We start from the raw sequence: 12743 nt of genomic DNA on the forward strand, positions 1-12743 counted from the left end.
TTAGATACAAGTAACTTTAAGAAAACCAAAACTATATGAGAAAAATTAATAGTACTTCAGGCTTAATTGTTTATATAATTATGTAGTTCTGCAATTTTTTCAGGGCTGTTAAAAGCACCACCGTAAAAAACAGTAACTGTTGCCGAGGTTTCATCTTTAATGCCGCGAGATGATACGCACAAATGCTTGGCATCTATAATTACAGCCACGTCTTCGGTACCCAATATTTGTTGCAGCTCCATCCCTATCTGGTTGGTAAGCCTTTCCTGGACCTGAGGCCTTTTGGCAAAATACTGCACTACCCTGTTTAACTTAGACAAACCTATAACCTTGCCAGACGAAATGTAGGCAACGTGCGCTTTACCCATAATAGGCACAAAGTGGTGCTCGCAGTTAGAGTAAAAACTTATGTTTTTCTCTACCAGCATTTGGTTATAGCGGTACTTGTTATCAAACAGCGCTATCTTAGGCTTATTTGCAGGGTTAAGCCCTGAAAATATTTCATCTATGTACATTTTTGCTACCCGCTGTGGTGTGCCGCTTAAAGAATCGTCTGTAAGATCCAGCCCCATTACATCCATAATTTCAGCAAAAAGCGCTGCTATCTTGTCTTTCTTTTCTTCATCAGAAAGTAAAAACGCATCGGGCTTCATTGGCGTTTCAGGCCCTGTACTAAGATGCTCATCTCCTATTTCTTCGTGCGAAAAACCATTGATACCGTTTTTTGTGTGCACGTAATTTAAAACTCCATTCTTTTCCATACCTAATTACTCTGTGAGCTTTATGGTTGTTAGCTCATCTCCTTTACAAAGGTAAAACAAATTTGTTTAACTTTTTCGCAAAAACATTAAACAAAATAAGAAAAATGTGATCGTCGTCACTTTTTACAATAACCGCGGGTGATTTAGAGGACTAAAGGGTGTAAATTTTTATCTTTACGGCCGTTATAAATCTACATCATGAAAATAGAAGACGTACTGAAGCAAAGAAGCGGAAACGTATGCGAACTGAGCGGCACTGCCGATAACCTTGTAATTTACGAAGTGCCTTTTGCAAAAAATAAAGGTGCAGACAGCAGTATTCTTATCAGCGAAAAATGCCTGAACCAAATAGAAAAAAAAGAACTGCCAGACAGTAAATTTTGGGAAGGCATATTACCTACAGCTATGTGGAGTGAAGTTCCTGCGGTGCAAGTAGTAGCGTATCGTATGCTAAACAGGTTCCGTAACGAAAGTTGGGCTTCAGACGCGCTGGACATGATATATCTGGACGATGATAACATGGAATGGGCACAGGCCAGCGGCGACCACCTGGGTGATGGAAACGTACAATTGCATATGGACAGCAACGGTAACATACTACAGGGAGGCGATACGGTAACACTTATAAAAGACCTTGATGTTAAAGGTTCGTCGTTAAACGCTAAAATAGGTACAGCCGTAAGAAACATAAGGCTAGTGCACGATAACCACGAACAAATAGAAGGTAAAGTAGAAGGGCAAACCATAGTAATACTTACCAAGTACGTTAAAAAACAGTAACGGAACTGCATAAAACAAAAACGACCACCCATTACAGATGGTCGTTTTTGTTTTATGCAGAAAATACTATTCTTCTTCTGCAGTATTTTTCATTTTCATGAGCAGCGTATACGCCCCCTTCCCTACTATCTCTTTACCCGAGAGCGATGCAGCATCTTTAATTTCTGTAAAGCCGTTTTCTGTTTTTCCGGCAATAACAGGCTGTATGGTAAACTGCCTGGCACCTGTTTTTACAAAAACGTAGTCTTTTCCTTCAAAGGTAACAATACTGTCCTCTGGTAACGACGAAGAAAGGCTCGATGTGGTTTCAATCTCGGCATTCATATAAGTACCGGGAAGCAGTTTTGCATCGTACTTTTTAAAATGGCAATGTACCTCAACTATACCGCTGGCGTTTACATCTTTACTGATAACCACAATATTTGCCATGTGTTTTTCAGATGGGTTGCTGTTAGTATAAGCAATAACATTCTGTCCCATTTTTATATGCGCGGCATCTTTTTCAAAAATATTCAGGTTCAGGTGAATGTCCGATGGGTCTATAAGCTCCAGCAACACATCAGACGGATTAGCATATTTACCGGTATTAACCAAGACGTTAGTAACAAAGCCATTAATGGGGCTTAGCAGGTTAACCGACCTGGAAATACTCCCTGCCGTTAACCTGGCAGGGTTAATACTGATAAGTTTAAGCTGCTCTTCCAGTGCCTTTAGCGTTACCTTAAGCCCTGTAGCCTCGGCGCCAGCTTGCTCGGTAATCTTATCGCTCGAGGCTTTGCTTTCGTTAAGCGTACGCTGGCGCGAATATTCCTGCTCCGCAACCTGCAGTTTAGATTTTGTTACCAGGTAATCCTGCTGAAGCTTTACGTATTGCTGATCCTCAAGCACAGCAATAACCTGCCCTTTATGTACAGGTTCTCCGGGTAAAAGGTTTAGTTTTCTTACGTAGCCGCCCATCGGTGCGCTTACCGATACCATGTTTTGCGGAGGTACATCTATTTTCCCGTTCACTTTAAGGATGGTGCTTATATTTTTCTCCGTAAATTTTACCGTTTCTATACCCGCATTTTTATATTGCGCATCGGTAAGCACCACTTCATTTTCATTTGTCGGAGCCGTGGTTTCGGGGGTAGTTTCTTTTTGTTTGCACGACGCTGCCATTATAGCGACAGCGGCAAGCCACAGTATATTTTTCATGTTAGTTTTCCGCTATAAAGTTTAACTCAATTATAATGTCGTTTAACGACTTAAGAGCCTCTACATAATCATTTTCTATGGTTATGCTCTGATTAGCCAGCAGTACAAAATCAAGGAAATTTATTTCGCCTGATTCAAATTGCCTCACTGCTGCACGGCGCATAACGCCCGCATTTTTAAGCCCTTTTTCTTCGTAATATCTTGTAGCGTCAGTACCGCTGTTATACGCGGCCATAAGCTGCGCCTGTTTTGATTGGAGCTTTTGCTGCTCAGTAACATAATCTGCCTGCGCAATGCTTTCCGACAACTTTGCCGCTTTTATACGTGCGCGCTGATGCCCCAGGAATATAGGAACCTGTAACCCAAATTGTACTGCGCTAAACCGCGTGCCAGAGCCGTAAACAACATCATTTGCACCGGTGCCCTTAATACTCATATTAGCATAACCAAAGGTAATATCGGGTAATAGCTTAGCGCGCTCTAGCCCTGTTTGTGCTGCAGCAATGTTTTTTTGATAACCAAGATACTTTAAGTAAGGGCTGTTATCTACGCTTTTACCTAAAAACGATGCAGTTGTTTTTTTGTCAGATATTAAGGGTATTACAGGCGCATCTGAATTTAGTAATAACTGAAACTCAAGCGCTGTAGTTTGCAGTTGCCTGCGTAATTGCAGCAATTGCATGGCTACCATAGCGCGCTGGTTTTCGGCAGTAGCTTCCTCCAGTACATTGGTTTCACCGCTTTTCAGGCGAAGTTTTGCCTTTTGGGCAAAGCCGGAATATAACGAATCGGCGCGTAGCAGCAACTGTTCTTTTTCGTACAGGTAAGTATAGGTGTAAAACACTTGGGTAACTGCCTTTTTTATTTCAAACTCCTTTAACGAAGCCGAAAGCAGTGCTGCCTTATACTCTTCCCCAAGCAGTTTTTTTTGCCTGTTGTATACCGTAGGAAATGATATTGTTTGGCTCACTCCGAATTTAGTATCGTTGTAGATGCTGTTTATTTGTCCGTACTCGCCTGTTAGCGCTGTCTTTTGAATATCAGTACCGGTTGCCGTAAGGGCTTCCCTGTATTGTGCCTTAAGGCGTTCGCTTTTAACCTGGTTATTATTGGCGACCGCACGTGTAATAGCATCACTAAGGGAAATTTTTTCCTGAGCCGAAGCACTAAAACCAGTGAGTAAAATCAGTGCAATCAATGTTGCCACGCCCGTGCCTTTGTGGCGCACACGAAAACCTTTTTCTGAAAGAATATATAACATAGGTAAAACAAAAAGTGTAAGGAAAGTAGCCACCATAAGGCCGCCAATAACTACCGTAGCCAGCGGGCGCTGTACCTCGGCACCGGCGCCGTTACTAATGGCCATAGGTAAAAAACCTAATGAGGCCACAAAAGCAGTCATTAATACAGGGCGTAAACGCGATCGTGTACCTGTTTTAATAATTTGTACAATATTAGTTAAACCCGATTGCTTAAGCCGGTTAAATTCTGAAATCAATACAATACCATTTAGTACTGCTACCCCAAATAACGCAATGAAACCTACCCCGGCGCTGATGCTAAACGGCATACCGCGTAACGCAAGGAAAAATACACCTCCTATAGCCGAAAGCGGTATAGCTGTGTATATGATAAGCCCCTGCTTTACAGAACGGAATGCAAAGAAAAGCAACACAAATATTAGCGCAAGCGATATAGGTACCGCTATAGACAAACGGGCTTTGGCCTGGTTTAGGTTTTCAAACGCCCCGCCGTAGGTTACATAATAACCTGTAGGCAGTTTTAACTGCTTATCCACTTTAGTCTGAAGTTCTTCGACAATACTCTGTACGTCACGGCCACTAACATTAAAGCCAACTACAATACGGCGTTTCGCATCCTCCCGCTGAATTTGGTTTGGTCCCTGTACCAGCTTCACATCGGCCAGTAATGATAGCGGTACTTGCACACCATTTTGTGTAGGCACCAGTACATTACGAATGTCGTCCAGGTTTTTACGCTTATCGGCATCGAGGCGCACCACAAGGTCAAAACGTTTTTCTTCCTCAAATACCAATCCTGCACTCTGCCCTGCAAAGGCTGTATTTACAACGCGGTTTACATCGGCTACAGACAAATGATATTGCGCCATAAGCGCACGGTTATAATTAATGACCACTTGCTGCATACCGGTTACCGGTTCTATATACAATGCTGTAGCACCGTCTACGGTATTTATAATTTTACCCAGCTTGGCCGCGGTATTAGCCAGGCTGTCCAGATTTTCTCCAAATACCTTTAAAACCACATCTTGGCGCGCGCCGGTCATAAGCTCGTTAAAACGCATCTGCACCGGGAACTGAAATCCTGCTGTAAGCCCAGGCACATCTTCCAGCTCTTTACTCATTTTCCCGGTAAGCTCCGCAGTGGTTTTTGCGGTAGTCCATTCGCTTTTATCTTTCAGGATAATCATCATATCCGCGGCTTCCATAGGCATAGGATCTGTAGGTACTTCTCCACTGCCTATCTTTGTTACCACCTTAATAACCTCGGGAAATCGTTGCTTTAGTATACCTGCTGCTTTACTGGTAGTTTCTATAGTGGTTTGCAGGTTACTGCCGGTAAGTACACGGCTTTCTACGGCAAAGTCACCCTCTTCAAGCGAAGGGATAAACTCCCCACCTAACGATAGCATTACACCTACGGCTGCCACAAACAAGAGGGCCACAGTAGCCAGTATTTTCTTTTGATGGTGTAATAATCTTAAAAGTGCACCCTGATATGCTGCCTCAATTTTTGCCATAACCTTGTCGGATAGGTTTTCGCTATGGGCTGTTTTTCTGCTCAGGAACAACGCGCTCATCATAGGTATGTAGGTAAGCGACAGTATAAAGGCACCAAGTAAGGCAAATGCCACCGTTTGCGCCATCGGCTTAAACATTTTCCCTTCAATACCTTCAAGGGTAAAAATCGGCAAGTATACAATCAGGATAATAATTTGCCCGAAAACAGCACTATTCATCATTTTCTCGGCAGATGATGTAACCACGCTGTCCATTTTATTTTGGCTTAACTTACCAGCCTTAGCCAGTTTTTTGCTGTGGTGCAGTTTGTGCATTACCGCTTCTACAATAATCACGGCACCATCTACAATGAGTCCGAAATCCAGTGCGCCCAGGCTCATAAGGTTACCGCTTACCCCAAAGAGGTTCATCATGCAAATGGCAAAAAGCATGGCCAGTGGTATTACAGACGCCACTAAAAGTCCCGCCCTGAAGTTACCTAAAAACACTACCAGTACAAACACTACTATAAGCGCCCCTTCCATAAGGTTATGTTCTACGGTGCCTATAGCATTGTTTACCATTTTAGTACGGTCCAGGAACGGTTCTATCTCAACACCTTCGGGTAATGTTTTTTCTATCTGGGTTATGCGATCTTTTACATTCTTTATCACCTCGCTGCTGTTTGCGCCTTTAAGCATCATAACAATAGCACCGGCTACCTCGCCTTCATCATTATAGGTAAGTGCCCCATAGCGGGTAGCATAACCTGTTTTAATGTCGGCAATATCGCGCAGGAATACCGGCATTCCCTGTTTATTCTCCAGTGCTACATTGCCTATGTCTTCTATGCTGCCTACTAACCCTTCTGAGCGTATGTACAACACGGTAGGGCCTTTTTCTATATAGGCTCCACCGGTGTTTTGGTTGTTGTCTTCAAGTGCTTTAAATACATCGTTTATGGTAATGCCATACGCATTAAGCTTATCCGGGTTTATGGCAACCTCATATTGTTTTAGCTTACCGCCAAAACTACTCACTTCGGCAACACCCTTAACGCCCAGCAGCTGACGGCGTACAATCCAGTCCTGTATGGTGCGCAGGCGGGTAATATCATACCGTTTTTCGTATCCTTTTTTGGCGCGTACAACATACTGGTAAATTTCGCCAAGGCCTGTAGAAATAGGCCCCAGTTCGGGTGTACCTATGCCCTGCGGAATTTGGCTTTGCACCTGCTGCAATCTTTCGGCTACCTGCTGGCGTGCCCAGTATACATCTACATTATCATCAAAAACAATGGTTACCAGCGAAAGCCCGAAACGCGAAAAACTGCGTATCTCTTTCATTCCGGCAATATTACTGTTAGCCTGTTCTATAGGAAATGTTACTAATCGTTCTATATCTGTAGCGCCAAAAGACGGTGCTACGGTTATAACCTGTACCTGATTATTAGTAATATCGGGTACGGCATCTATGGGCAGGCGTGTTGTTTCGTATGCGCCATACCCTACAAGGGCCAGTATAAATAACCCTATGATGAGTTTATTCCGTACGGAAAACTCAATGATTTTGTTTAGCATAATTGTACTAAATAGCAATAATAGTTAAACGGCTCCGAATCTGTGTGCAGACTCTCTAAAGTTAGTAACTATTGTGCTATTTTTGGCGGCTGCCAAATGGATTGCCCTAAAAGCGAAGAATATATATACGAATATTCTGGAGTTTCTTTTGTAAAAACAATGCGTGGTGCTACACTAAGCCCCCTGTACACCTGATGCAGCGGCGCATAAAATACGTAACTGTTTACAGAATGGTCATGGGATTTGTATGGCAGTTTCATGTCAGTATCATAATCCCCGTCTTTAATGTCCTTACCTGTGTAGTGCATGTGCAGGAAATCTGAAAAACTAAGCCCGGGATCGTTTGAAGTATGATCCATATAGTGTTGTACTAATAGCGGTACCTTAACAAGCTCGCACAAGAGTGTGTTACCTCCGAGGTATCCGAATAACACTAATATGGCCAGTAGTTTTCTCACAAAAGCAAAGGTAATATATATGTGTTAAAATCGATGTTAATATTTTTAACGGTACGCCAATAAACCGTTTTTATAAGCAAACATTAAGTTTTGCATTTCCTGCCGATGTGATACATATCATTTTATAGAAATGCTACCGAAAATATATTTGTACACTGAGAGGAAACCTGCAAAATTTGCCGGGCCTTTTATAGAGATAAGCCTATACACCCATGGAGGAGCTAATAAAATATTTTGGCAATGTTACCCCAGAAGACATTGCTAAAACCGGAGAAAAAGCACTAACGCTGGCTTTGCTGAAACAGCAACAGCCCGCTACCGGTATACCCATTCCCGATGGTTTCATAGTTACTGCGGATAACTACAGCCGCTTTATTAATCATAATAAACTGGCCGACAAGCTGGATGCGCTGCTTCAAACCATAGATACAGTTACCTACGAAAACCTGCCAGACGTTGCCGCGCAATGCCGCAGGCTCGTGTGCAATGGTAAATTTCCGCGTGAGGCTGAAGCTGCTCTTACAAAAGCCTATGCCACTTATTTCCCTAATGACCAGTCTGTAGCGGTTAGAAACAGCCCCACAGGTACTAACCTGCCCGCCGGCCTTGCCGATTCTTACCTTAACATACGTGGTGTGCTGGCACTTACATACGCCGTAAAATGTTGCTTTGCATCGTTATTTACAGACAGGGCCATAAAATACTATGTAACCCAAAACATAAAATTCTCCCATGTATTAATGGCGGTAATTGTTCAAAAAATGGTACGGTCAGACATCGGTATTTCGGGTACGTTAAGGTATGAAGGAAAAAACAGCGTTATAAAAGGTACTTGGGGACTCGGAGAAATCCTTTGGACAGATGAAGCCCAGCCGGATGTGCTTATTTACAACGACCAAAAACTATTACAAAAAGTTAAAGGTAAAAAAGGACACATGAGTACCTATGTAGAATTTGCTGCTGGAACCAATTCTACCCAATTAAAAATAACCCCGGCTGAAATAAGGGATGAATTTTCTGTTCCGGAAGTAGAGGCCGAAAAACTTTTAGATTGGCTCCCTAAGGTTGAGAGTACCACAGGAATTGAGTGGGCAAAAGACGGACTTACAAACACCTATCATCTTATAAATATTTATAAGCAATAACATCTCGCTTTTAAAAACGCTTAAACACTAATAGTATGCTACATAATTATCTGCTTTTTGCAGATAATTTTACGATATTTGTAAAGCATACCTACAGACCATGAAAAACGAAGCGCTATTAAGGGCTATTATTCAAAATGCCATTGACGGTATTGTAATTATAAGCGACCGCGGATTAATAGAATCTATTAACCCGTCGGCTTGCAGGTTGTTTCAGTACGATCCTGAGGAGGTTATCGGTAAAAACATTGCTGTACTTATGCCATCGCCCGACAGGGAAAACCATGACGGATATATAAGCAACTACCTGCGCACAGGAGTAGGCCATATAATAGGCTACGGACGTGACGTACTGGGCCGTAAAAAAAACGGTAGTATTTTTCCGTTCAGGCTGGGTGTTAGCGAGGTAACATTTGGCGAAGTGCGTATTTTTGCTGGTTTTATACACGACTTAAGCCAGCAAAAGGAGGCCGAAACCAGGCTTATGCAGTATACGCAACACCTTGAAGAACTGGTTAAAGACCGCACCGTGTCATTAAACGAAACTATAGAAGAACTTACCCTTGCCAAAGAAGAAGTAAGCCAGTCGCTGGAAAAAGAAAAGGAACTGGGGCAATTAAAAAGCAGGCTGTTGTCTATGGCTTCGCATGAGTTTAGAACCCCACTTGCGTCCATACAGTTGTCTAATTCCCTACTGGAACGCTACACCGAAAAACTTGAAGACAATAAAATAGAACGCCACCTGCAAAAAATAAAAAATGCGGTGAGTAATCTTACCACTATACTAGACGATTTTCTGCATGTGGAAAAGGCCGAAGCCGGTAAAATAGAGGTTAGCTACGCTACGTTTGACCTTACTATTTTTGGGAAGGAAACCGTGGAAGAAATGCAGCTGCTGGCTAAGAAAAAACAAAAGATATCGTATTGCCATACGGGGAACGAAACCATGGTACGGCTGGATAAAAACCTGCTTAAAAACTGCTGCATTAACTTGCTAAGTAATGCTATAAAGTATTCTGGCGAAGAAACACTAATTAACTTTAGTACACAAATATCGGCAGATGCCATAACCATAGCCATACAAGACAACGGCATAGGCATACCACAAAGTGAACAAAAACACTTGTTTGAGGCGTTTTTCAGGGCACAGAACACGGGAAACATACCGGGCACCGGCTTGGGATTAAATATTGTAGCGCGCTATGTATCCCTTATGCGGGGCACCGTAACCTGCCATAGCGCAGAAAATGAAGGAACCATCTTTACCATCACATTTCCATTATTATGACAAAAGTACTTATCATTGAAGATAACGATGACATCCGGGAGAATGTTGTAGAAATCCTAGAACTGTCTGGCTATGATGTATCCGCTGCCGAAAATGGCAAAAAAGGCGTGGAAGCTGCGTTAAAACACAAACCCGACATAGTGCTGTGCGATATTATGATGCCCGAAATGGATGGGTACGATGTACTGCAGGCGCTTAACACCCACCCTGATATGCAGGCAACGCCATTCATATTCCTTACCGCAAAGGCTGAACGTACTGATGTAAGGCGCGGAATGGAACTGGGAGCCGATGATTACCTTACGAAACCTTTTGACGATACCGAACTACTACGCGCCATAGAAAGCCGCTTAAAACGTAAACAGGTACAACAACTATTTTATGGTAAATCAGCACAGCAGCTTAATGAGGTTATTACGAAAAAAGACGGGCTGGCCGAATTGAAAAAATTAATGCTTGAACGCAGCTCCAAAACCTATAAGAAAAACCAACACATACACTACGAGGGCGACCGCGTTACCGGTATTTACTTTGTAATCAGCGGAAAGGTAAAAACTGTAAAGATGACCGAGGATGGCCGGGAGCTTATAACCGGAATGTACAAAACAGACGATTACCTGGATATTAATATTATTCTTTCTGAAGATAAGTATACCGATACAGCCGTAGCACTGGAGGAAACGGAACTGAGCTTTTTACCCACAGACCAACTGGATAAGCTACTGTACCTGTACCCGGATGTAGGTGCACGGTTTATAACCCTGCTTGCACAAAACATTCGTGAAAAAGAAGATCGCCTTATGCAGATAGCGTACTCATCGGTACGTAAGCGTATAGCCGAAACCCTTGTAAAGCTAGTAACAAACCACAGCACCGACGGTAAAAGCATTAAAATAAGCCGGGACGACCTTGCGGCACTTTCGGGCACATCACCGGAAACGGTAAGCCGTACCTTAACCGACTTTAAAGACGAAGGAATTATAGATAAACAAGCCAGTACCATTACGCTTGTAAAGCCGGAAAGACTGGCTAAGATGAAAAACTAAACAAAAAATCCCGCTGGCAGTTACCAGCGGGATTTTTCGTCCTTTATTTTATTTCCAGTGTGTTTGCTTTTGGTATAAGCACTACGCAGTACGGCTGGGTAATCATAGTTACTGCCATACCATCGGGCTTAGAGCGTGCCACGGTGAGCATCGCTTTTTTCTCTTTATCAATAGCCACCTCAGTAACAGTGATTGCATAGCCTCCGGTAGGTTTTTGACCCATAAAAAGAACTGCCACACTTTGCTTTTTAAAATCTACTTTGGGCAGCGTAGCTACATTAAGTTGTTTGTATAAAGCAGTAAGTTCACTTTTTGTATTAACCAAAACAGTTGATTCGGTAGTAGCTCCACCAGTAGCTTCCTGTTTAAGAATAGTAAATCCAGATGCGTTTTTTGTACTACCGCAAGCCACTACGACTACTACAGTTAGCAAGGCTAATAACACTTTTATACTTTTCATACAAATTGCTGCTTTAGTGCCCTTCGATAAATATTTTCGTACATAGGCATGATTTTTTGTATATCAAACTCCCTGGCATTTTCCAGCGCACTGCACTTAAAGGTTTCTAAACGCTGCTCATCCTCTAATATGTAAATAGCTTTCTCGGCCATGTAATTTACATCGCCCACATTCCCTAAGAAGCCCGAAATACCATCGCGGTTAACTTCAGGTAGCCCACCTGCGTTGCTGCTTATTACCGGTACGCCCGCCGCCATGGCTTCAAGTGCAGCTAAACCAAAACTCTCAGTTTGAGATGGTAACAGGAACAAATCAGTAAGGCAAAGTATCTCATTGATTTCATTACTGTTACCAAAAAACACTACCTTATTAGAAATGCCGAGTTCCTCAGCCAGTTTCTCGGCCGGTTCCCGCTCAGGGCCATCGCCTACCATAAGCAGCTTAGCCGGAATCTTTTTCTGTATTTCGTTAAAAATCCTCACTACATCGGGTATGCGCTTTACTTCCCTAAAGTTACTGATGTGGGTAATAATGCTCTGCCCCTCTCCTGCCAGTGCCGAACGCTTGCAAGGCAATTCAGGATTTTTGTTATCATTAACCTCAATAAAGTTTGGTATAACGTAGATTTCCCTGTCTATATCAAACAGGCGGTATGTGTCATCTTTAAGGCTTTGGGAAACCGAAGTAACTACATCGCTGTGGTTTATACTAAAACTTACTGCCGGTTTATAAAACGGGTGGTTACCCACCAGCGTAATATCTGTACCGTGCAGCGTAGTAACCATAGGTATACGTATACCCTGCTCTTTTAGCATTTTCTTAGCCATATAGCCTGCATAAGCATGGGGTATGGCGTAGTGTACGTGTAACAGTTCTATACCGTGAAGCTTTACCATATCTACCAGTTTACTGCTCAGGGCAAGCTCATACGGCTGGTAATGAAACAGCGGATATTCTGGTACGTGCACCTCATGGTAGTGCAGGTTAGGATTCATAAGTGCAAGCCTTACCGGTTGCCTATAGGTTATAAAATGTATTTCGTGTCCCCTGCGTGCCAGTTCCAGTCCCAGCTCAGTGGCCACTACTCCGCTACCGCCAAAGGTGGGGTAACATACTATAGCGATTTTCATATATTTTATCAGAAAAAATGTATAACGAAGGTAGCAAAAAAAACGGCGGCACAAGTTATAACTATATTAATATATAGCCCAACGGCACTGCGAGGAAAAGAAAAAGCCACAACACAGGGTTATGGCTCTTAATATT

10 protein-coding genes are annotated in these 12743 nt (G+C 42.8%); 4 read left to right on the forward strand and 6 right to left on the reverse strand.

Annotation, left to right across the window (positions count from 1 at the left end; translation table 11 throughout):
- Nucleotides 1-62: 62 nt before the first annotated feature.
- The gene (gene folE, locus ACLI08_RS15785) at nt 63-761 is read right to left on the reverse strand and encodes a GTP cyclohydrolase I FolE (RefSeq protein WP_411429472.1); all 699 of its coding nucleotides are present in this window, start codon (nt 759-761) and stop codon (nt 63-65) included.
- Nucleotides 762-959: 198 nt separating this feature from the next.
- Here folE and ACLI08_RS15790 point away from each other — a divergent pair, with 198 nt between their 5' ends.
- Nucleotides 960-1541, forward strand: a complete 582-nt coding sequence (locus ACLI08_RS15790; protein ID WP_411429473.1) for a PhnA domain-containing protein — start codon at nt 960-962, stop codon at nt 1539-1541.
- 66 nt (nt 1542-1607) lie between these two features.
- Here the strand turns inward: ACLI08_RS15790 and ACLI08_RS15795 are convergent, their stop codons facing one another.
- From ACLI08_RS15795 to ACLI08_RS15805, 3 genes are all read right to left on the reverse strand, one after another.
- Complete coding sequence (locus tag ACLI08_RS15795; RefSeq protein ID WP_411429474.1) at nt 1608-2738, reverse strand: efflux RND transporter periplasmic adaptor subunit; 1131 nt, start codon at nt 2736-2738, stop codon at nt 1608-1610.
- A gap of 1 nt (nt 2739) precedes the next feature.
- Nucleotides 2740-7080: a CusA/CzcA family heavy metal efflux RND transporter gene (locus tag ACLI08_RS15800; protein WP_411429475.1), complete on the reverse strand. Its 4341-nt coding sequence runs from the start codon at nt 7078-7080 to the stop codon at nt 2740-2742.
- A gap of 68 nt (nt 7081-7148) precedes the next feature.
- Nucleotides 7149-7538, reverse strand: coding sequence for a hypothetical protein (locus tag ACLI08_RS15805; protein WP_411429476.1), 390 nt, complete (start codon nt 7536-7538; stop codon nt 7149-7151).
- 212 nt (nt 7539-7750) lie between these two features.
- Here ACLI08_RS15805 and ACLI08_RS15810 point away from each other — a divergent pair, with 212 nt between their 5' ends.
- The 3 genes from ACLI08_RS15810 to ACLI08_RS15820 all read left to right on the forward strand — a co-directional run bounded on the left by ACLI08_RS15810 (nt 7751) and on the right by ACLI08_RS15820 (nt 11017).
- Nucleotides 7751-8683 carry a PEP/pyruvate-binding domain-containing protein gene (locus ACLI08_RS15810; RefSeq protein WP_411429477.1) on the forward strand — a complete coding sequence of 311 codons (933 nt, stop codon included), beginning with the start codon at nt 7751-7753 and terminating at the stop codon, nt 8681-8683.
- A 100-nt stretch (nt 8684-8783) separates the two neighbouring features.
- Nucleotides 8784-9971: a PAS domain S-box protein gene (locus tag ACLI08_RS15815; protein ID WP_411429478.1), complete on the forward strand. Its 1188-nt coding sequence runs from the start codon at nt 8784-8786 to the stop codon at nt 9969-9971.
- Nucleotides 9968-11017 (forward strand): response regulator, encoded by a 1050-nt coding sequence (locus ACLI08_RS15820; protein WP_411429479.1) that lies wholly within the window; start codon nt 9968-9970, stop codon nt 11015-11017. The genes ACLI08_RS15815 and ACLI08_RS15820 overlap by 4 nt, the downstream gene beginning before the upstream one ends.
- Before the next feature lie 43 nt (nt 11018-11060).
- On the opposite strand, the gene ACLI08_RS15825 is transcribed toward ACLI08_RS15820, so the two are convergent.
- Together ACLI08_RS15825 and bshA are read right to left on the reverse strand one after the other, a co-directional pair.
- Nucleotides 11061-11477 (reverse strand): protease complex subunit PrcB family protein, encoded by a 417-nt coding sequence (locus ACLI08_RS15825; protein ID WP_411429480.1) that lies wholly within the window; start codon nt 11475-11477, stop codon nt 11061-11063.
- A complete protein-coding gene (gene bshA, locus ACLI08_RS15830; protein WP_411429481.1) occupies nt 11474-12607 on the reverse strand; it encodes an N-acetyl-alpha-D-glucosaminyl L-malate synthase BshA in 1134 nt (377 codons plus the stop codon). Before bshA ends, ACLI08_RS15825 begins: the two co-directional genes overlap by 4 nt.
- Nucleotides 12608-12743: the final 136 nt, after the last annotated feature.

Origin of the sequence: Flavobacterium sp. RNTU_13 (assembly GCF_046614455.1) — a bacterium.
GTDB lineage: Bacteria > Bacteroidota > Bacteroidia > Flavobacteriales > Flavobacteriaceae > Flavobacterium.

Excerpts from the sequence above, each read along its gene's own strand:
- ACLI08_RS15800 (WP_411429475.1), bottom strand. The coding sequence starts at position 7,080 with ATGCTAAACAAAATCATTGAGTTTTCCGTACGGAATAAACTCATCATA.
- ACLI08_RS15825 (WP_411429480.1), bottom strand. The coding sequence starts at position 11,477 with ATGAAAAGTATAAAAGTGTTATTAGCCTTGCTAACTGTAGTAGTCGTA.
- ACLI08_RS15790 (WP_411429473.1), top strand. The coding sequence starts at position 960 with ATGAAAATAGAAGACGTACTGAAGCAAAGAAGCGGAAACGTATGCGAA.
- bshA (WP_411429481.1), bottom strand. The coding sequence starts at position 12,607 with ATGAAAATCGCTATAGTATGTTACCCCACCTTTGGCGGTAGCGGAGTA.
- folE (WP_411429472.1), bottom strand. The coding sequence starts at position 761 with ATGGAAAAGAATGGAGTTTTAAATTACGTGCACACAAAAAACGGTATC.
- ACLI08_RS15820 (WP_411429479.1), top strand. The coding sequence starts at position 9,968 with ATGACAAAAGTACTTATCATTGAAGATAACGATGACATCCGGGAGAAT.
- ACLI08_RS15815 (WP_411429478.1), top strand. The coding sequence starts at position 8,784 with ATGAAAAACGAAGCGCTATTAAGGGCTATTATTCAAAATGCCATTGAC.
- ACLI08_RS15810 (WP_411429477.1), top strand. The coding sequence starts at position 7,751 with ATGGAGGAGCTAATAAAATATTTTGGCAATGTTACCCCAGAAGACATT.
- ACLI08_RS15795 (WP_411429474.1), bottom strand. The coding sequence starts at position 2,738 with ATGAAAAATATACTGTGGCTTGCCGCTGTCGCTATAATGGCAGCGTCG.